The sequence below is a fragment of the Amycolatopsis sp. TNS106 genome (assembly GCF_019330265.1).
Lineage (GTDB): Bacteria > Actinomycetota > Actinomycetes > Mycobacteriales > Pseudonocardiaceae > Amycolatopsis > Amycolatopsis lurida.
The window spans coordinates 8,778,055-8,796,214 of record NZ_CP024972.1; the positions used below are offsets into that span (position 1 = coordinate 8,778,055).

An 18,160-nucleotide genomic window follows, 5' to 3' on the forward strand; every position below is an offset into this window, starting at 1 on the left:
CGGCACCCGGACATGGCGGCCAAGTACCTTGAGCTGCAGGTGCGTTCGCCCGGTGGCGAGCGCACCGTCCGAGTGTCCAATCCGGACAAGATCTACTTCCCGGACCTCGGCGCGACGAAGCTCGAACTGATCGAGTACTTCGTCGCGGTCGGGGCCGGGCTGCTCACGGCGACGCTGCACCGCCCGACCACCCTCGAACGGTGGCCGGGCGGTGTGCAGCCCGAGTCCAAACTCACCGAATGGAACGGGGCGCGTGGTTCGGCGTTCTTCCAGAAGCGGCTTCCCAAGGGAGCGCCGGAGTGGGTCCGGACGGTCCGGGTCCCGGTGAACGACGACATCGTCCTCGACGAGGTCTGCCCGACCGAGCTGGCGGTGCTGGTGTGGGGGGCGAACCTCGGCACGCTGACGTTCCACACCTGGCCCGTCCGTGAAGGCGACCTCGGCCGCCCGGACCGGCTCCAGATCGACCTGGACCCCGGTCCTGGACGCACGTTCGCCGACATCGTCCAGGTGGCTCAGGAGCTGCGTGCGCTGCTGGCGGAGTTCGGGATGACCGCCGGCCCCAAGACCTCCGGCAAGGGCGGCCTGCACGTTCTGGTGCCCATCGCGCCGAAGTGGTCCTTCGCCGACGTCCGCCGGGCCGCGATCGCGCTGGGCCGGGAACTCGTCCGGCGCAGGCCCGGACTGGTCACCATGGAGTGGTTCAAGAAGAACCGCGGTTCGCGGGTGTACTTCGACTACAACCAGGTCGCCGCGACGGTCGGTTCGGCGTACTCGGTGCGTCCCACCGCGCGAGGCCTCGTGTCCGCCCCGCTGACCTGGGACGAACTCGCCGACGCCGAACCCGCCGATTTCGACATCCGCACCATGCCCGTCCGCTTCGCCGCCGTGGGGGACCGGCACGCGTGGCTGGACGAGGCGGGCCACGATCTGACACCGCTGCTGGAGCAGGCCGAGCGCGACGACCGCGCCGGCCTTCCCGACCTGCGCTGAGCCGCCGCTTTCCTCGGCAGGTCAGGAGACGCCGCCTTCGCGTGCGCGGACGACCATGGATCTGGAGACAGCCCGTAGCACCAGCAGGCGAACGATCACTTCCATCAGGAGGCACGATGCAGGACGTCATCAGGACAATCGACACCTGTCGGGTGTGTGGCGCCGATGACTGGCTCGAGGTCTATTCGTTCGGTTCGCACCCGTTGGCGAACGGTTTCCTCGAGCCGACGGACCCGCTCCCCGAAGAACCCGCCTTCCCGCTGGACGTCGTGGTGTGCCGGGACTGCCGGCTGATGTCGATCCGGCACGAGGTCCGGCCGGACGTGATGTTCAGCGATTACGTCTACGTGACCTCGGAATCCGCGCTGATCGCCGGGCATATGGAGCGGATCGTCGACTGGGCGCACGAGCGCGCCGGCCTCACCGAGGGCGACCTGGTCGTCGAGCTGGGCAGCAACATCGGCACCCAGCTGACCTACTTCCAGCGCCGCGGGCTGCGGGTGTTCGGGGTGGACCCGGCCCGCAACCTGATCGAGATCGCCAACGAGAACGGCGTCCCGTCGCGTGCCGCGTTCTTCGGCCGCGAATCGGCGGCGCAGGTCGCGGCCGAGCACGGCAAGGCGAAGTTCGTGCTGGGCAGGCAGTGTTTCGCGCACATCCCGGACGTGCACGACGTCCTCGACGGGGTGACGTCGGTGATCGCCGACGACGGCGTCCTCGCCATCGAGGTGCCCTACCTGGTGGATCTGCTGGCGGAGAACCAGTTCGACACGATCTTCCACGAGCACTTCTCGTACTACTCGGTGTCCACTTTGGACCGTCTGTTCTCCTCGCACGGTCTCCGCCTCGTCGACGTCCAGCGGGCGCCGGTGCACGGCGGGTCGATCATCGTCTTCGCCACGCCCCAGGACAGCCCGGTGGCCACGCGGGACACCGTCGGGGCGATCCTCGGGCACGAGCGCGCGCTCGGGCTGCACAGCGACCGGCCGTACCTGGAGTTCGCGGCGAACACCGCGTCGGTGATCGACCACATCCGCGACTTCGTGCGCGGCCTGGTCGCCATGGGCAAGCGGGTCGCGGGCTACGGCGCGCCGTCGAAGGGCTGTGCCCTGCTGCAGTTCTGCGGGCTGACCGCGGCGGAGATCGAGTTCGTCACCGACACGACCAAGGGCAAGCAGGGCAAGCTCACCCCGGGTACGCACATCCCGGTGTGCTCGCCGGAGGAGGCCAAGGACACGCCTCCGGACTACTACCTGCTGCTGGCGTGGAACTACGCCGACGAGATCATCGCGAACGAGCACGAGTTCCTGGACGCGGGCGGCCGGTTCGTGGTGCCGATCCCGTCGCCTCGCGTGGTTTCGAGCCGGTGGCGGGACGCCGCCGCGGCCTGAGCCGGACCCGCCGATGCCCCGTCGCTCCCGCGACGGGGCATCGCGCTTTCCGTACTTCGCGTGCTTGAAGCCGTAACTCGCGTGATCAAAGCCGTGACTCGCGAGTTACGCCTTCAAGCACGCGAGTTACGGCTCTGATCACGCGAGTTACGGGCTGGCGAACGGTCAGGGGCGCGGTACGGGAAGCCGGCTCGATCGCCGCTGCCGCGGCACCTCCACCAACGTCCCTTCCCGTCGCGCGAACCACGTCGCGAGCGGAGCGGCCATCGCGGTCGAGATGAGCGCCATCAGCACCAGCATCGTGAACAGCGTGGGGGACAGGACACCGAGCTGGAGCCCGACGTTCAGCACCACGAGCTCGGTCAGGCCGCGACAGTTCATCAGCGTGCCGATCTGCAGCGAACGGTTCCAGGTCTCGCCGACGCTGCGGGCCGCGATCGCGGCACCGCCGAGTTTGCCGACCACGGCCACGAACACGATCGCGGCGCACCACAGCCACAGCCCGCCGTCGGCCAGCAGGCCGATGTCGGTCCGCAAACCGCTGTAGGCGAAGAAAAGCGGCAGCAGGACGGCGGCGGTCAGCCCGCCGGTGTTCTGGCGCAGCCACGATTCCGCCGCGTTGTCGCGCGGGAAGACGAGGCCGAACATGAAGGCGCCGAACATCGCGTGCACGCCGATCCATTCGGTCGACATCGCGCACAGCAGCACACCGACGAGCGCGAGCGGGGCCAGCTTGCGCAGGGCGCTCTCGGAAGTGCGCCGCGCGAGCCGTTCCAGCAGCGGCCGGGCCACCAGGAGCAGGAACGCGATGAACACCGCCGCCAGCACCAGCGTCACCACGACACCGGTCAGCGACGACGCCGTCACGAGGGCGACGACGACCGCGAGCAGCGTCCACGCCGTGACGTCGTCCACCACCGCGCAGGTCAGCGCGACGACGCCCACCTCGGTACGGAGCAGCCCGACGTCCTGGAGGATCCGGACCAGCACCGGCAGCGCGGTCACGCTCAGCGAGACACCGAAGAACAGCGCGAACGCGAGGAACCCGATGCCTTCCGGCGCGAACCGCGTGTAGGCGAAGACCGCGAGCGCGACGCCGAGCAGGAAGGGCACCGCGATGCTGACGTGGCTGACCACCACCGCGAGATGGCCTTTGCCGCGCAGCAGCCGGGTGTTGAGTTCGAGGCCGGTGAGGAACACGAACAGCACGACCCCCACCTGGGCGAGGGCGTTCAGTTCCGGCAGCACCGAAGGCGGGAACAGCGCCGCCGCGCCTTCCGGCCAAGCGGCGCCGAGCGCGGACGGGCCGAGCAGGATGCCCGCCGCGATCTCCCCGATGACCGGCGGCTGGCCGATCCGCTGCAGGAGCGCCCCCACGAGTTTGCAGGCCGCCACCACGACCGCGATCGCGAGCAGGAGGTGCGCGAGAGGGTGCCCGGCGACGGTCTCCACCGCGGTCGTGGAAGTGCCCTCGCCTTCGCCGCCGACGAGCAGGCCGACCGTCAGCAGCACCGGCGCGACGACCAGCAGGCCGTAGACGGCGATCGCGCGGCCGCGCCGCGATCGTGTGCTCGGTTGCTCGGACATTCCCATCACTCCCTCATCGTGTGCGCCGCGGGACGATCGGTCAGGCCGCGCGGCCGAGCGGCTCCCGCGCCAGATCCACCAGTACGCGCACGGTGTCCGCTGTGGACGGTTGGGCGGCGATCTCGGTGGCCACGTCCGCCGCGGCACGCGCGTACCCGGGCCGGGCGAGCACCTCGCCGGTGCGGGCGGCCACGGAGGCGGGGGTCACCTCGTCCGGCAGCAGGCGCAGCCCGGCGCCCGCTCGCACCACGGCCTCCGTGTTGTCGAACTGGTCGTCGAAGACGGGGAGCATCACCTGCGGCCGTCCGGTGGCGAGCGCGGTGAGCGTGGTGCCCTGTCCGCCGTGGTGGATCACCGCGTCGCAGGCGCCGAGCGATTGGGACAGCGGCAGCCAGCCGAAGTGCCGTACGGCGTCCGGCAGGGCGGGCCAGCGGGCCGCCACGGTCTCGGAGACGGCGACCACGAGTTCGACGTCCAGTTCGGCCAGCGCGAGCAGGACCGGATGCCAGGCCGACACGACGTCCTCGCCGATACGGGGGACGACGGTGCCGAGCGTCATGCAGACCCGGGGCCTGGTGCGGCGTTCGAGCGCCCAGCCGGGGACGAGCGCGTCACCGTTGTACGACTCGTGGCGCACGCTGAGGTGCCCGCCGGCGTAGGGCAGCCGCAGCCCGGGCGGCCACGGGTTGAGCGAGGCGCGCGGGGCGGGCAGCCCGGCCAGTCCTCTGGCGGCGAGCGTGTGCCGGAGTTCGTCGGCCGCGGCGATCCGGTACTGGGGCAGCGCCGCGCGGCCCCAGTGCAATTCGACCTGGGGGATGCCGAGGGTGCGCGCCGCGATCGGGCCGGCGAATTCGGCGCGCTCGCTGACGACGAGGTCGGGCCGCCAGTCGCGGAGCAGCCGCTCGGTGCGGGGAAGCCGCTGGCGGGCGATCCGGCCGAACGCCCGCCCGTTGGCGTACTCCTCGTCCTGGACCCCGCCGTGGGTCACCAGGTCGACGAAGTCCGCCGCCGGTCCGCACGAGGCGACCGGCAGCCCGGACCGGACGGCCCCGGCGGTGAAGCCGTCCGTGGTGACCATGAGGACGTCGTGTCCCGCCGCCCGGCACGCCCAGGCGAGGGGCACCAGTGGATAGAAGTGTCCCGGCAGGCCGATCGCGGTGAAGGCAATGCGCACATCGATCAAGGTCGCATTCGCGGTCCGGCACCCGCGTCTTGTGGGTTGCGACCCGGACCGGCCGCAACCCCCTGTCACATGTGATCGCCGGAACGGGACGGAAGCCGCTGAGGGGGTCGGCGCCGCCGGAACGGCACTGACCCCCTCAGGACGTTCTGCGAGGCTGGATCAGCCGTTCGCGGCGATGTCCGCGAGGACCGCGGCGATGGTGCGGACCGGCACGCCGGTGCCGCCCTTGCCGGTGTAACCCCACGGCCCGGAGGTGTTGAACGACGGGCCCGCGATGTCGATGTGCGCCCAGGGCAGGCCCTCGGTGACGAACTCGCGCAGGAAGATGCCCGCGGCGAGCATGCCGCCCCAGCGGTGCCCGGTGACGTTGGCCAGGTCGGCGAGGCGCGAGTCGAGGTCGGCGCGCAGCTCCTCCGGCAGCGGCATGGCCCAGCCGCCCTCACCGGTGGCCTGCGCGATGGAGGCGACGCGGTCGCGGAACTCGTCCGAGCCCATGACGCCCGCGGTGCGGTTGCCCAGCGCGACGACCTGCGCGCCGGTCAGGGTCGAGGTCTCGATCAGGTAGTCGGGGTTCTCTTCGCCCGCGCGCACGATGGCGTCGGCCAGCACGAGACGGCCTTCGGCGTCGGTGTTGAGCACCTCGACGGTCTTGCCGCCGTACATGCTGAGCACGTCGCCCGGCCGGTACGAGGTGGCCGAGGGCAGGTTCTCCGCCAGCGGGATGTGCGCGACGACCTCGAGCGGGTACTTCAGCTTCGCGGCCAGCACCACGGAGGCGAGCACGGCGGCCGCGCCCGACATGTCCGAGGTCATGTGGTCCATGTTCGCGGCGGGCTTGATCGAGATGCCGCCCGAGTCGAAGGTGATGCCCTTGCCGATCAGCGCGACCTTCTTCGAGGCCTTCGCGGGCTTGTAGGCGATGCGCAGCAGGCGCGGCTGACGCGCCGAACCGCCGCCGACGCCGAGGATGCCGCCGAAGCCCTTGCGCTTGAGGGCCTTCTCGTCGAGGACCTCGAAGTCGAGGTTGCTGGCCTCGGCCAGCGTCTTCGCGCGGTCGGCGAAGGAGGCCGGGAACAGGTCGTTCGGCGGGGTGTTGATCAGGTCGCGGGCGATGATGACCGACTCGGCGATCAGGCCGGCGGCCTTCAGCGTCGCCTTGTGGTCCTTGGCGGCGCCCTCTTCGGGGCTCACGAAGTCGACCTTGGCGACCGGGCCGTCACCCTTCTCGGAGCGGTACTCGGTGAAGGAGTACGCGCCGAGCACGGTGCCTTCGACGGCGGCCTGGAGGTCGATCGCCGACAGCGTGACGAACGCGCGGTCGGTCCCGCTCAGCGCCCGTGCGGCGGCACCGGCGCCCCGGCGGACCTGCTCGGCGGTGACGCCGTCCGCGCCCGCCTTGCCGAGGCCGACGGCCAGCACGACACCGGCGGACAGCTTGCCCAGCGTCGGTACCTTGACGACCTCGTCGGCCTTGCCGGACGCGCCGAGGGTGCCGAGGACGTCGGCGAGCTTGCCGTCGAAGGCGGCATCGGCGACGGAGGAGCCGGCGGCGAGTGCCAGACCGTCCTCACCCTGCAGGGTGCCGATGACGACGACGTCGGCGCGCGTCTTGGCAAGCGCCGCTTCGGCGTTCTCGGTCAGGGCAAGCTTCGGCACGGTCACTTCTGGCTCCTCGCGCGTTCGCGGTGGTACCGGGCGGCCGCCCGGTTGGATCGTGAGCCATGCTAATGACAGCGGGACCTGGGGTAACAGCGGGGCCGATCGGGAAACTGGATGACACTGGAAGGGAGACGGCGTGCGGCTGGCTGGCGGTCTGCTCATCGCACTGGCGGCGGGCACCTCCGGAGCGGATTACTGGGTACTCGCCGCCGTCGTGGTCGCGGCCGTGCTCGCCGTCGCGGCGGAGGCACTGCTGCCGCCGGTGGGCGACACCCGGCCCGACCGGATCGCAGGCTCCGTTTCGCGCCTGGGCCTGGTCCTGGTCTTCGCGACGACGTTCGGCCAGTACGTTTTCCCGTCCGCGCCGGGAGCCGCCGCCGCGGTGTTCGCCGTCGTGGTGGCCGTCGCCGACCTGGCCGGGGTCCGCCTCGGCGACCACGCCGCCCGCTGGGTCACCGGCCTCCTGCTGGCCGCGGCCGCGTCCCTGATCGCCATCTGCGTCGGGATCCCGCCGCTGGCGCAGTTCATCGCGCCGGACCCGCCGTCCGTGCCAGGACTCGGCCTCGCCGTGCTGGTACTGCTGCCGTTCCTGCTGCCCCGCCGTCCCGGCGCGGGCCGCGCCGCCGCGGTGGGCGCCGTGGCCGTCGCGATCACCGCCGTCGCGCTCTATCAGCTGGGACCGGTCCGGCTGGGGCTTTCGGCGACGTCGTTCCGTGAACTCCTCGCCGCGGCCGACGCGGTCTCGCTGCTGCCGGTGCTGACGGTCGTGGCCGCCGTGGCGACCGTTCCCGTCGCGGTGGACGCCTTCACCGACGGCCGTGAGCGGCTTTCCCCGGAACGTCCGAAGGCGACACTCGCTTGTGGACTGATCGTGGCCGTCGCGGCGGTCTTCGCTGGGCCGGTCGTGGCCCTCGGGCTCGCGGGAGTGGGAACGCTCGCCGAACTGGTTCTACGGTTCCGTGCCCGTCGGTACCGTTCAAGGCGTGCGTGATCCTCACTGGACCCCGGGCGACACGGTCGTCGAACGCTTCCTGCGACCGGACGGCTCGATCGGCCAGCACCACCCACTTCGCGTCATCTCCGACGACGGCACCGTGCTGCTCGGCTGGCTGCCCGCGGACACCCCGATCGTCGGCAGCAGGCTCGCCGACGGGCGGCTCTTCCGCGAGGCGCCGCTGGAAGAGCGGTTCCGGGTGCCGAGGGTGCGCGTGGCCGACCTCTGGCGCGACACCTCGACACTGCGCCGCATCGCCGACGACGAATGGTCGTCGGTCTGGTGGTTCTTCGACGCCGCCGGCCGTTTCCTGAACTGGTACGTCAACCTCGAAGTCCCGCTGGGGCGCACGCCGTCGGGTCCCGACCGCATCGACGGCATCCTCGACGTCGCCGTCGAGCCCGGTGGACGCTGGCAGTGGAAGGACGAGGACGAGGCGGAGGAGGCCGTCCTCGCCGGCCGCATCACCGCCGGTCAGCTGGAGCGGCTGCGCGCCGAGGGCGAGCGGATCGGGGCACTGGCGGACGCCGGGCGGTTCCCCTTCGACGGGACATGGACCGACTTCCGCCCGGACCCTGACTGGCCGGCGCCCGGCCTGCCCGAGGGGTTGCTCTAGCTCACCTGGAGGAGCAGGAGCAGCACCAGCACGACGTTGATCACCGTGAGGATGACCACCGACTTGGTGGACAGCTCGCGCGGGAACACCTTGCCGTGGATGCTCTTCCACCAGAAGATGCCGAAACCGCCGGCGACCAGGCCGAGGAACGCGCCGAAGCCGCTGTCGAGCAGGGCCCAGCCGTCCATCATCAGCACGCCGGTGCCGAAGGTGAGCAGCACGGCCGTCGCGAAGGTCTTGACGTCGGCCCCCGCGCCGGGGGCGGCGGGCTTGGCCGGGTGGGCCGGTTGGGCGGGCTGCATCTGGTTGTACGTCACGCCGCCATCCTAGGGCGAAGACCCTCCCTTGTTCGTCCTGACGGACAGATCGCGGGAGGTAAAGATATGCGGACGTCCGACTAACGTGGGTCCGACCAAGCGTTATCGTCTTAGTCATGACGACCTCGACGCAGTTCACCCACCTCCCGCACCCGAGCCCCGCGAGCCCGGAACGCGTCGCGGACGTATTGGCCGCACCCGGCTTCGGCCTGCACTTCACCGACCACATGGTGACCGTGAAATGGAGTGCCGAGCAGGGCTGGCACGACGCCACCGTCGGGCCGTACGCGCCACTCACACTCGACCCGGCGACCTCCGTGCTGCACTACGGCCAGGCGATCTTCGAAGGCCTCAAGGCCTACCGCCAGCCGGACGGCACGATCGCGGCGTTCCGGCCCGACGCGAACGCGATCCGGTTCCGCAACTCGGCCGAGCGCCTCGCCATGCCGCAGCTGCCGGTGGAGACCTTCCTCGACTCGATCCGCGAGCTCATCGCGGTCGACGCCCGCTGGGTCCCGACGAAGCCGGGCGAGTCGCTGTACCTGCGGCCGTTCATGATCTCCACCGAAGCCGGGCTCGGCGTCAACCGGCCCGCGAACGAGTACCTCTACGCGCTGATCGGCTCGCCCGCCGGCTCGTACTTCTCCGGCGGCGTGAAGCCGGTGAGCGTGTGGCTGTCGACCGAATACGTGCGCGCCGTCCCCGGCGGCACCGGCGAGGCGAAGTGCGCGGGCAACTACGCGGCGTCCTTCGTCGCGCAGGCGCAGGCCGTGGCGAAGGGCTGCGACCAGGTCGTGTGGCTCGACGCGGTCGAGCGGCGCTGGGTCGAGGAAATGGGCGGGATGAACCTGTTCTTCGTCTTCGGCTCCGGTGACGAGGCCCGCGTCGTGACCCCGGAACTGACCGGCTCGCTGCTGCCGGGCGTGACCCGCAAGTCCCTGCTGGAACTGGCGAAGTCGTTCGGGCACCAGGTCGAGGAGCGGCGCGTCTCCACCGAGGAGTGGGAGAAGGCGGCGGCTTCGGGCGAGCTGACCGAGGTGTTCGCCTGCGGGACCGCGGCGGTCATCACGCCGGTCGGGCACGTGAAGCACGCGGGCGGCGAATTCTCCGTCGCGGGCGGGCAGCCCGGCGAGCTGACGATGAAGCTGCGCGGCGCCCTGACCGGGATCCAGGAGGGCACCCGGCCCGCGCCGGAAGGCTGGATGTACCCGCTGGGCTGATGCCCGGCTTCGGTAAGTGCCAAGTCCGTGAAGGCCTCCTTGAGGGACCCAGAGTCCCTCAAGGAGGCCTTCACGGACTTCCGCATCTGGAGGACTGAACGCGCGGGGAGCGTCAGGCAGGCGGAGCCTCGATCAGCGGCCCGCTCACCCCGGCCTGCTCGTGCGTGGCCATCTCCGCGAGCACCCGCGTCGCCATGAACACCAGCGGCAGCGCCGCGACCGCGCCCGTCCCCTCGCCGAGGCGCACGTCCAGATCCAGAATCGGCTCCAGATCGAGGTGTTCCAGCGCCAGCGCGTGCGCGGGTTCGCCGCCACGCTGGCCCGCGGCCCACCATTGCCGCGCGCCGGGGACGAGCTCCTCGGCGACCAGCGCGGCCGCGGAGGCGACCAGGCCGTCCAGGATCACCGGCGTTTTCCGCAGCGCGGCCTGCGCGAGGAAACCCGCCATCGCCGCGATGTCGGCGCCCGCGGCGGTGCGCAGCAGGGCGACCGGGTCGGCCAGCACGGTCCGCGCGCGCCGCAGCGCGTCCCGGACCGCCGCGGCCTTGCGCATCCAGGCGTTGTCGTCGATCCCCGACCCGCGGCCGACGACGGCCACCGGCTCACTGCCGGTCAGCGCCGCGACCAGCACCGAGGCCGGCGTGCTGTTGCCGATTCCGAGGTCGCCCGCGATGAGCAGGTCGGACCCGCCGTCGACCTCGGCGTCGGCGATCGCCCGGCCCGCCCGGACGGCGGCACGCGCCTCGTCGTCGGTCAGCGCGTCTTCGATGTCGATCGAGCCGGAGCCGCGCCGCACCTTGAACTCGCCGATCGACCGGGTCGCGGGGGCGTCGCTGTCGACCGCCATGTCGACGACCCGGACGCTCGCGCCCGCCGAAGCCGCCAGGACGTTGATGGCCGCGCCGCCGGTCAGCATGCTGCCGACGAGTTGCGCGGTGACCTCGGCCGGATAGGCCGAGACGCCCTTCGCGGCGATGCCGTGGTCCCCGGCGAACACCACGACCCGTGGCCGCGTGAACGGCCGCGGCGGCGACTGGCCCTGGCAGGCCGCGACCCATACGCCCAGTTCTTCGAGCCTGCCCAGCGAACCGGCCGGTTTGATCAGTTTCGAGTGCAGGGCGATCGCCGCCGAGCGCGCGTGTTCATCCGGCTGCTCGACTTCGGCGAATTCGAGGATTTCGTCGTCCAACGCCCTGCCCCTTCGGATCGCTTCGGTGGCCGGGCCCAACCTACCCACCCGCCTGTGTCAGAGTTGCCTGTGGCTCAGACGAAGGCCGCCGGGGTGGTGCTCGCGAGCGGAGCGGGCACCCGGGTCGGCGCCAAGCTCAACAAGGTGTACCTGCCGGTGGCGGGCAAACGGGTCGTCGCGTGGTCGCTCGACGCCTTCGCCCGCGTGCCCGGAATCGACGTGCTCGTGCTGGTCATCCGGCCGCAGGACACCGAACTCGCGCGGGAGGTGCTCGCCGCGCATCCGGGTGAGGTCGAACTCGTCCACGGCGGCGCGACGCGTCAAGGTTCGGAGCTGAACGCCTTGCGCCACTTGACTTCCCGTATCGAGAGCGGCGAGATCGACGCGGTACTGCTGCACGACGCGGCCCGTCCGCTCGTCACGCCGGACCTGATCGCGGACGTCCTCGCCGACACGCGGCGGTACGGGGGAGCGGTGCCCGGCGTCGCGGCCGACGACATCGTGCGCGCCGACGGCGACACCGTTTCCGGTGCGCTGCCCGGGGCGATCAGGGTGCAGACACCGCAGGGTTTCCGCGCCGCTCCGTTGCTCGAAGCCTACGAAACGGCCGAGCGGGAGGGTTTCGTCGGCACGGACACGTCTTCGTGCATGGAAAGGTTCTCCGCGCTGCCGGTGCGGTGGGTTCCGGGCAGCGCGGAGAACCTCAAGATCACCTACCCGCACGACCTCGTTGTCGCCGAGCAGGTGATCGGCCGAGGTTAGGGATCTCCCTGGTCGGCCTTGGTCGGTATGGCGGGCAGGATGGTGACCGGCCGTCGTGCTTCCATCGGGATCACGCAGTCCGGATGTGGTTGCAGCAGCTGGATCGGCGCGCCGGGGTCGCCGGGCGGCGGAATGGTGAGCACCGCGCGCAGGGTCCAGTCGGCCGTCGAGTGGTACTGCCACGAGACGAGTGCCGGCTGGAAGACGTCCGTGTCGGCGAGGGTGGTGACGCGGAAGGCGCTCGCCCGTTCCTCGCCGCGCAGGATGAGGACGTCCGCGCAGGTGTCCCATTGGAAGACCGCGGCACACACCTCCGGCTCCTCCCTGGGGCCGAAGATGTAGACGACCCACCTGCGTCTTCGAAGCTCCTCGAGCAGTTCGTCGATGCTCAGATGGTTCATCGAGCCCCCCAACGGGTTTCGGGAACTCTGCGGAGAGTAACAGGTGTACTAGAGCACCGTCCAGAATGTGTACTAGTACGTAATAATGGGGTGTGAGCAGGATCCTTGGTGCTCGCCCATTGGTGTGCTAGAACGCTTGTGCGCACCGCGCGACCTTGTGAGGAGTCACCTTGCCCGCCGTCGATCGACCCGAACCGCCGTATCTCCAGATCGCGGGAAGCATTCGCGACGACATCGTTTCGGGCAGGCTCAAGGAAGGCGACGCGGTCCCGTCCGCGCGGGAGATCGCCAGGAACTGGAACGTCGCGATGGCGACGGCGATGAAGGTGCTCTCGACGCTGCGCGCCGAAGGTCTGGTCCGCGCGGTACGCGGGATCGGGACAGTGGTGCAGACCAGGGCGCTGCACCGCTCCGCGCACGATCGGACGATCTCGATCGCGCGAACCGGCAAGGTCTATCCACCGGGCCACTACGCGAAAATCCGCGAAGCAGGCCTTCTGCCCGCACCGGACCGGGTGGCGGGCGCGCTCGGAATCGATGAAGGTACTCCGGTGATCCGTCGGCGGCGCACCACATATGCGGGCGAAGGCCGGCCGGTGTCGACGTCGGTCTCGTGGTTCGACGGCGCCGTCGCGGCGAAGGCTCCCTTGCTCTTCGAGCCGGTGCGGATCGTCGAAGGCACGGTCAAATACGTTGCGGACCGGACAGGTCGTGTTCTGGCGTCGACCCATTCTCAGCACGCCGCGGGGCTGGCGGGTGCCGAGGAGGCGGCGGAACTCGGCGTGGCCGAGGGTTCGGCGATTCTGTTGAGTCGCAACAGGTTTCTGTCCGCCGAGGGTGACGTACTCGAGTACGGCGAATCGGCGGCGTTGCCGGACCACTGGATTTTCTACGAATACGACATCGAGGACGGGGCATGAAGCACATTCACGCGGGTAAGGTCCGGGACCTTTACGAAATCGACGGCGACATTCTGCTCGTCGCCTCGGATCGCGTTTCGGTCTACGACGTCTCGCTGCCGACCCCGATCCCGGACAAGGGCGCGCTGCTGAACCAGCTTTCCGCCTGGTGGTTCGAAAAGATGGCCGACGTGGTGCCGAACCACGTCCTCTCCACGACGGACGTCCCCGCCGAATTCGCCGGGCGCGCCATGCGGTGCAAGCCGTTGAAGATGATCCAGGTCGAGTGCATCGCGCGCGGTTACCTCACCGGTCTCGGCATGCGTGAATACCGGCGCGACGGCAAGGTCTCCGGCGTCGAACTGCCCGCCGGTCTCGTCGAGGCGGACAAGCTCCCCGAGCCGATCTTCACGCCCACCACGAAGATCTCCGACACCGGCCACGACGAGTTCATGACCTTCGCCGACGTCGTGAACGAGATCGGCAAGGAGACCGCGGACCGGCTCCGCGAGCTGACGCTCGAGGTCTACACCAAGGGCGCGGAGCACGCCGCGGAGAACGGCATCATCATCGCCGACACCAAGATCGAATTCGGGTTCGACGCCGACGGTGTGCTGACGCTCGGGGACGAGGTGCTCACGTCGGACTCGTCGCGGTTCTGGCCCGCCGACGAGTACGAGCCCGGCCGGACGCAGCACGCGTTCGACAAGCAGTTCGTCCGCGACTGGTCCACGACGACCGGCTGGGACAAGACGCCGCCCGGCCCCGCCATCCCGGACGAGATCGTCGAGGCGACCCGCAAGCGCTACACCGAGGTCTACGAAAGGATCACCGGGAAGACCTGGATTCCCGGTGGTGGTCATGCCTGAACAGCAGGTCTACGACCCGTACCGGCTGATCGACGACGTCGAGGGCCTGCTGATCCAGCGGGGCCACCGGCCGGAGCGGCTCGACGGCCGGACCGGCGACCGGGTCGCCGGCGCGAGCAGGTTGCTGCGGGGCTTGGGCATCGATCCCTTGCGCGCCCCCGGTGACGCCCTCGACCTCGACGGTCAGGTCGCGTACCACTCCCGCGTCCACGGCGACTGACGCAAGCAGGTGACTGATCGCGGGAAAAGCGTCCGCGATCAGTCACCTGCTTGCGAGGGGATCAGGGCGAGCGGGTCAGCGTCGGGTCGGTCTCGGTGACGCCGTCGAGGGCCTCGTCGATCGCGGCGAGCAGATCCGCGTCCAGCTTCACCCCTGCCGCCTTCACGTTCTCGTGCACCTGCTCCGGCCGCGAGGCGCCGATGATCGCCGAAGCGACGTTCGGGTTCTGCAGCACCCACGCCACGGACAGCTGGGCCATCGTCAGGCCCGCCTTGTCGGCGATCGGCTGAAGCCGCTGGACGCGCTCGAGGACGTCGTCGTTGAGGAAGCGGGCGACCATGTTGGCGCCGCCCTTCTCGTCCGTCGCGCGGGAGCCCTCGGGCAGCGGCTGACCGGGCTTGTACTTGCCGGTGAGCACGCCCTGCGCGATCGGCGACCAGACGATCTGGCTGAGCCCTTCACGTTCGGACGCCGGGATGACCTGCGCTTCGATGACCCGCCATAGCGCGTTGTACTGCGGCTGGTTCGAGATGAGGGGCACCTTCAGTTCGCGTGCGATCACCGCGCCCTGGGTGATCTGCTCGGCGGTCCACTCCGAAACGCCGACGTAGAGCACCTTGCCCTGGCGGACGAGGTCCGCGAAGGCGAGGAACGTCTCTTCGAGCGGGACGGTCCGGTCGAAGCGGTGCGCCTGGTAGAGGTCGACGTAGTCGGTGCCGAGACGCTTCAGCGAAGCGTTCGCCGACTCCATGATGTGCTTGCGGCCGAGGCCCTGGTCGTTCGGGCCCTTGGGACCGGTCGGCCAGTAGACCTTGGTGAAGATCTCCAGGCTTTCGCGGCGCAGGCCCTTCAGGCCGCGGCCGAGTACCGATTCGGCGGCCGTGTTGGCGTAGACATCGGCGGTGTCGAACGTGGTGATGCCGACGTCGAGCGCCGCCTTGATGCAGGCCTGGGCCTGGTCCTCTTCCACCTGGGACCCGTGGGTGAGCCAGTTGCCGTACGAGATCTCACTGACATTGAGGCCGCTGCGGCCCAGTCGTCGAAACTCCATGGACGCGACTCTACCCCAGGCCGTTAGCCACGCTAACGACCCGGGTTTCGCCTGCTCAGTGCTGGTCGGTGAAACCCGCGACCGCGATCGACGTCGGCAGGGCGCGGCGTGGGTGAACGCGTCACGCCGGGCGGAAATGGCGCCCTGCCACCGCGATAGCGGGGCCTTCGGCCAGGCGGGTTCGCGCTCCGGCGCTTCCCCGGATGCGTCTCAGCTCCGCCGCTGGGCTCAGACCTTGTCGCCGGGCTTCACCCGCGGCTTCGGGACCCGCAGCTTGCGGATCTGGCTCGCGCGGATGAAGGAGTACCAGCCGACGGACGTGCCCTTGATCGTCTCGTTCGGGAACTTCAGGCGGACCATCTTCGCGATCCGGCGCCCGCTGAGGAAACCCTCGACGATCATGCCGAGCAGCATCACGGTGCACAGGAGCGTCGCGTACCGCTGGACCTCGGGGTACGGGAGGATCAGCGCGACGAACACCAGGATCGCCAGCGGCATGAACAGGCCGAGCAGGTTGCGCCGCGAGTCGACCAGGTCACGGATGTAGGCCTTGACCGGGCCGCGGTCCCGGGGGAGCAGGTACTTGTCCTCGCCCGCCATCATCCGCTCACGGCGTTCCTTGGCGGCGTTGCGCTGCTTGAGCTTGTACTCCGGGTCGGCCTTGGCGGACTTGCGGAGCTCCTTGTTGCGCTTCATCGCCTCCCGCATGGTGGTCGGCGGGGGCGCCACCGGGCCGCGGCGCTTGGCCTCGGCCTCACGCCGCTTGGGCGTGGCCTTGCCCTTTCCGGGCGTGTACGACTTGGCCTGGACCTCGACGGCCTCGTCGCCGGGGGTCTCGGTGTCCGTCGTGGCGGAGTCTGTGGTGCTACGGCGCAGGAACCTCACCCCACCAGGGTAGTCGCGGGCGTCACGGTGCCACGCACCAGGCCGAGCGATATGTCACCATGGAGGGGAACAGATCGGGACTCCGACGTGTTGGACCATGTGCAAGACGAGTACCCGCAGCGAGTTCGACCAGAGGGAGAACCATGACGACCGCTGAGCAGGCAGCCGCAGCTCAGGCCGAAACCGCCGAGGAGACCCACGGCGTCACATTGACCGACGCCGCCGCCAGCAAGGCGAAGGCCCTGCTCGAGCAGGAGGGCCGTGACGACATGCACCTGCGCATCGCCGTCCAGCCCGGTGGGTGCGCGGGCCTGCGCTACCAGCTGTTCTTCGACGAGCGCACGCTCGACGGTGACCTGTTCCGTGACTTCGACGGCCTTCGTGTCGCCGTCGACCGGATGAGCGCGCCGTACGTGTCGAGTGCCGTGATCGACTTCGTCGACTCGATCGAGAAGCAGGGCTTCACGATCGACAACCCCAACGCGACCGGGAGCTGCGCCTGCGGCGACAGCTTCCACTGATCCGCGTCGAGGCATGAAGAAGGGCCGCGAACCTCACCCAGGTCGCGGCCCTTCTTCATGCCCGGAACGGGATCAGACGTAGGCGTCCAGATCGGCGACCTGGGCGAGGCACCGCTCGTCCACGGTCCACGGCGGAGCGATCTGCCGGGGCAGGGGCAGGTTCTCGGCCTGGAGGGACGACGGGATGCCGGCACAGTCGGCGATGAGTTCGCCGATCGATTCCGGTTCGAGGTGATACGTGGAAGTGGTCACGAACGACAAGCTAATGACTCGTGTTCGAGTAGGACACCACTACCAACCGGTAGTGTCGATGGCCGTGCCCGAAGCAACCCGTATGGGGCATGACCTGCGGGTAACTTAGCCGTCCTCGCCTCGGCGGGGCCGACCGACCAAGGAGAACCGGTGGCAGACAACGCCAGGATCGCGGTATCCGGCAGTATCGCAACCGACCACCTCATGCACTTCCCAGGCAGGTTCGCCGAGCAGCTCATCGCCGAGCAGCTGCACCGGGTGTCCCTGAGCTTCCTGGCCGATGACCTCGTCGTCCGGCGGGGCGGGATCGGCGCGAACATCGCCTTCGGACTCGGGGTGCTGGGCAAGCGTCCGATCCTGGTCGGCGCGGTGGGTTCCGACTTCGCCGACTACCGGTCCTGGCTCGAGCGGCACGGCGTCGACACCGCCGGGGTGCTGGTCTCCGAGGTCGCGCACACCGCCCGCTTTGTCTGCACCACCGACGAGGACCTCTGCCAGATCGCCACCTTCTACGCCGGCGCGATGGCGGAATCCCGCAACATCGAGCTGGAGCCGGTCGCGGCGCACGCCGGTGAGCTGTCGCTCGTGCTGATCAGCCCGGACGACCCCGAAGGCATGGTCCGGCACGCCGAGGAGTGCCGCCAGCGCGGCTACACCTTCGCCGTCGACCCGTCGCAGCAGCTGGCCCGGATGGACGGCGCGCAGGTTCGCGCCTTCATCGAGGGCGCGAAGTACCTGTTCAGCAACGACTACGAATGGGAACTGCTGCGGCAGAAGACCGGCTGGTCCGAGGCCGACGTCCTCGACCGCGTCGGCATGCGGATCACCACGCTCGGGGAGAAGGGCGTCGAGATCGTCGGCAAGGACGGCCTCGCGCTGCAGATCGGCGCGGTCCCGGAACGCGGCAAGGTGGACCCGACCGGCGTCGGCGACGGCTTCCGCGCCGGATTCATCGCCGGTATCGACGGCGGGCTCGGCCTGGAGCGTTCGGCGCAGCTGGGCTCGCTGATCGCCGTGCTGGTGCTGGAGACCGTGGGCACGCAGGAATGGTCCTTCGACCGCGCCGACGTCCTGGCCCGCCTCAAGGAGGCCTTCGGACCGGAGTCCGCCGAGGAGATCGCGGCGATCCTGCCCGCTTGAGGCTGCGTTAT

Annotated in this window: 20 protein-coding genes; 11 read left to right on the forward strand and 9 right to left on the reverse strand. The window is 70.0% G+C overall.

The annotated features are described in order from the left end of the window. Nucleotides 1–12 precede the first annotated feature (12 nt). Nucleotides 13–993, forward strand: coding sequence for a DNA polymerase domain-containing protein (locus CVV72_RS40760; protein ID WP_219150081.1), 981 nt, complete (start codon nucleotides 13–15; stop codon nucleotides 991–993). Nucleotides 994–1,109: 116 nt separating this feature from the next. After that, nucleotides 1,110–2,384, forward strand: a complete 1,275-nt coding sequence (locus CVV72_RS40765; RefSeq protein WP_219150083.1) for a class I SAM-dependent methyltransferase — start codon at nucleotides 1,110–1,112, stop codon at nucleotides 2,382–2,384. 165 nt (nucleotides 2,385–2,549) lie between these two features. Here CVV72_RS40765 and CVV72_RS40770 read toward each other — a convergent pair whose 3' ends face one another. The 3 genes from CVV72_RS40770 to CVV72_RS40780 all read right to left on the reverse strand — a co-directional run bounded on the left by CVV72_RS40770 (nucleotide 2,550) and on the right by CVV72_RS40780 (nucleotide 6,816). Then, the gene (locus CVV72_RS40770; protein WP_219150085.1) at nucleotides 2,550–3,971 is read right to left on the reverse strand and encodes a cation:proton antiporter; all 1,422 of its coding nucleotides are present in this window, start codon (nucleotides 3,969–3,971) and stop codon (nucleotides 2,550–2,552) included. 40 nt (nucleotides 3,972–4,011) lie between these two features. Further along, complete coding sequence (locus tag CVV72_RS40775; protein ID WP_219150087.1) at nucleotides 4,012–5,145, reverse strand: nucleotide disphospho-sugar-binding domain-containing protein; 1,134 nt, start codon at nucleotides 5,143–5,145, stop codon at nucleotides 4,012–4,014. Nucleotides 5,146–5,313: 168 nt separating this feature from the next. Then, complete coding sequence (locus CVV72_RS40780; protein ID WP_219150089.1) at nucleotides 5,314–6,816, reverse strand: leucyl aminopeptidase; 1,503 nt, start codon at nucleotides 6,814–6,816, stop codon at nucleotides 5,314–5,316. Nucleotides 6,817–6,949: 133 nt separating this feature from the next. Here CVV72_RS40780 and CVV72_RS40785 point away from each other — a divergent pair, with 133 nt between their 5' ends. Then, on the forward strand, nucleotides 6,950–7,804 hold the full coding sequence (locus CVV72_RS40785) for a hypothetical protein (protein WP_219150091.1): 855 nt from the start codon (nucleotides 6,950–6,952) through the stop codon (nucleotides 7,802–7,804). Next, nucleotides 7,797–8,423 (forward strand): DUF402 domain-containing protein, encoded by a 627-nt coding sequence (locus tag CVV72_RS40790; RefSeq protein ID WP_219150092.1) that lies wholly within the window; start codon nucleotides 7,797–7,799, stop codon nucleotides 8,421–8,423. The genes CVV72_RS40785 and CVV72_RS40790 overlap by 8 nt, the downstream gene beginning before the upstream one ends. Here the strand turns inward: CVV72_RS40790 and CVV72_RS40795 are convergent. Continuing rightward, a complete protein-coding gene (locus CVV72_RS40795; protein WP_219150094.1) occupies nucleotides 8,420–8,740 on the reverse strand; it encodes a hypothetical protein in 321 nt (106 codons plus the stop codon). The genes CVV72_RS40790 and CVV72_RS40795 overlap by 4 nt on opposite strands. A gap of 116 nt (nucleotides 8,741–8,856) precedes the next feature. On the opposite strand from CVV72_RS40795, the gene CVV72_RS40800 reads away from it, so the two are divergent. Further along, nucleotides 8,857–9,960, forward strand: a complete 1,104-nt coding sequence (locus tag CVV72_RS40800; protein ID WP_219150096.1) for a branched-chain amino acid aminotransferase — start codon at nucleotides 8,857–8,859, stop codon at nucleotides 9,958–9,960. 112 nt (nucleotides 9,961–10,072) lie between these two features. On the opposite strand, the gene cobT is transcribed toward CVV72_RS40800, so the two are convergent. Then, the gene (gene cobT, locus CVV72_RS40805; RefSeq protein ID WP_219150098.1) at nucleotides 10,073–11,149 is read right to left on the reverse strand and encodes a nicotinate-nucleotide--dimethylbenzimidazole phosphoribosyltransferase; all 1,077 of its coding nucleotides are present in this window, start codon (nucleotides 11,147–11,149) and stop codon (nucleotides 10,073–10,075) included. A 93-nt stretch (nucleotides 11,150–11,242) separates the two neighbouring features. On the opposite strand from cobT, the gene CVV72_RS40810 reads away from it, so the two are divergent. Continuing rightward, nucleotides 11,243–11,911 (forward strand): 2-C-methyl-D-erythritol 4-phosphate cytidylyltransferase, encoded by a 669-nt coding sequence (locus tag CVV72_RS40810; RefSeq protein WP_219154430.1) that lies wholly within the window; start codon nucleotides 11,243–11,245, stop codon nucleotides 11,909–11,911. On the opposite strand, the gene CVV72_RS40815 is transcribed toward CVV72_RS40810, so the two are convergent. Beyond that, a complete protein-coding gene (locus CVV72_RS40815) occupies nucleotides 11,908–12,312 on the reverse strand; it encodes a hypothetical protein (RefSeq protein WP_219150100.1) in 405 nt (134 codons plus the stop codon). The two genes, CVV72_RS40810 and CVV72_RS40815, sit on opposite strands and share 4 nt — an antisense overlap. Before the next feature lie 170 nt (nucleotides 12,313–12,482). On the opposite strand from CVV72_RS40815, the gene CVV72_RS40820 reads away from it, so the two are divergent. Genes CVV72_RS40820 through CVV72_RS40830 form a run of 3 tightly spaced genes read left to right on the forward strand, consistent with a single transcriptional unit; the run spans nucleotide 12,483 to nucleotide 14,300 of the window. Then, on the forward strand, nucleotides 12,483–13,232 hold the full coding sequence (locus CVV72_RS40820; RefSeq protein WP_034321417.1) for a GntR family transcriptional regulator: 750 nt from the start codon (nucleotides 12,483–12,485) through the stop codon (nucleotides 13,230–13,232). Next, nucleotides 13,229–14,080, forward strand: coding sequence for a phosphoribosylaminoimidazolesuccinocarboxamide synthase (locus CVV72_RS40825; protein WP_219150103.1), 852 nt, complete (start codon nucleotides 13,229–13,231; stop codon nucleotides 14,078–14,080). Before CVV72_RS40820 ends, CVV72_RS40825 begins: the two co-directional genes overlap by 4 nt. Next, the gene (locus CVV72_RS40830) at nucleotides 14,073–14,300 is read left to right on the forward strand and encodes a hypothetical protein (RefSeq protein WP_219150104.1); all 228 of its coding nucleotides are present in this window, start codon (nucleotides 14,073–14,075) and stop codon (nucleotides 14,298–14,300) included. The genes CVV72_RS40825 and CVV72_RS40830 overlap by 8 nt, the downstream gene beginning before the upstream one ends. A gap of 61 nt (nucleotides 14,301–14,361) precedes the next feature. Here CVV72_RS40830 and CVV72_RS40835 read toward each other — a convergent pair whose 3' ends face one another. Further along, nucleotides 14,362–15,351, reverse strand: a complete 990-nt coding sequence (locus CVV72_RS40835; protein ID WP_219150106.1) for an aldo/keto reductase family protein — start codon at nucleotides 15,349–15,351, stop codon at nucleotides 14,362–14,364. Nucleotides 15,352–15,579: 228 nt separating this feature from the next. Further along, complete coding sequence (locus tag CVV72_RS40840) at nucleotides 15,580–16,236, reverse strand: DUF3043 domain-containing protein (protein ID WP_126733787.1); 657 nt, start codon at nucleotides 16,234–16,236, stop codon at nucleotides 15,580–15,582. Nucleotides 16,237–16,379: 143 nt separating this feature from the next. On the opposite strand from CVV72_RS40840, the gene CVV72_RS40845 reads away from it, so the two are divergent. After that, entirely contained in the window at nucleotides 16,380–16,757 is a 378-nt protein-coding gene (locus CVV72_RS40845) for an iron-sulfur cluster assembly accessory protein (RefSeq protein ID WP_016336060.1), read from the forward strand. 72 nt (nucleotides 16,758–16,829) lie between these two features. Here CVV72_RS40845 and CVV72_RS40850 read toward each other — a convergent pair whose 3' ends face one another. Then, the gene (locus CVV72_RS40850) at nucleotides 16,830–17,018 is read right to left on the reverse strand and encodes a hypothetical protein (RefSeq protein ID WP_125684462.1); all 189 of its coding nucleotides are present in this window, start codon (nucleotides 17,016–17,018) and stop codon (nucleotides 16,830–16,832) included. A gap of 141 nt (nucleotides 17,019–17,159) precedes the next feature. On the opposite strand from CVV72_RS40850, the gene CVV72_RS40855 reads away from it, so the two are divergent. Next, nucleotides 17,160–18,149 carry a carbohydrate kinase family protein gene (locus CVV72_RS40855; RefSeq protein ID WP_219150108.1) on the forward strand — a complete coding sequence of 330 codons (990 nt, stop codon included), beginning with the start codon at nucleotides 17,160–17,162 and terminating at the stop codon, nucleotides 18,147–18,149. Nucleotides 18,150–18,160 lie beyond the last annotated feature (11 nt).

Coding starts and splice junctions, on each gene's coding strand:
- CVV72_RS40760 (WP_219150081.1), top strand. CDS start 13: ATGGCGGCCAAGTACCTTGAGCTGCAGGTGCGTTCGCCCGGTGGCGAG.
- CVV72_RS40815 (WP_219150100.1), bottom strand. CDS start 12,312: ATGAACCATCTGAGCATCGACGAACTGCTCGAGGAGCTTCGAAGACGC.
- CVV72_RS40830 (WP_219150104.1), top strand. CDS start 14,073: ATGCCTGAACAGCAGGTCTACGACCCGTACCGGCTGATCGACGACGTC.
- CVV72_RS40770 (WP_219150085.1), bottom strand. CDS start 3,971: ATGTCCGAGCAACCGAGCACACGATCGCGGCGCGGCCGCGCGATCGCC.
- CVV72_RS40825 (WP_219150103.1), top strand. CDS start 13,229: ATGAAGCACATTCACGCGGGTAAGGTCCGGGACCTTTACGAAATCGAC.
- CVV72_RS40845 (WP_016336060.1), top strand. CDS start 16,380: ATGACGACCGCTGAGCAGGCAGCCGCAGCTCAGGCCGAAACCGCCGAG.
- CVV72_RS40835 (WP_219150106.1), bottom strand. CDS start 15,351: ATGGAGTTTCGACGACTGGGCCGCAGCGGCCTCAATGTCAGTGAGATC.
- CVV72_RS40800 (WP_219150096.1), top strand. CDS start 8,857: ATGACGACCTCGACGCAGTTCACCCACCTCCCGCACCCGAGCCCCGCG.
- CVV72_RS40765 (WP_219150083.1), top strand. CDS start 1,110: ATGCAGGACGTCATCAGGACAATCGACACCTGTCGGGTGTGTGGCGCC.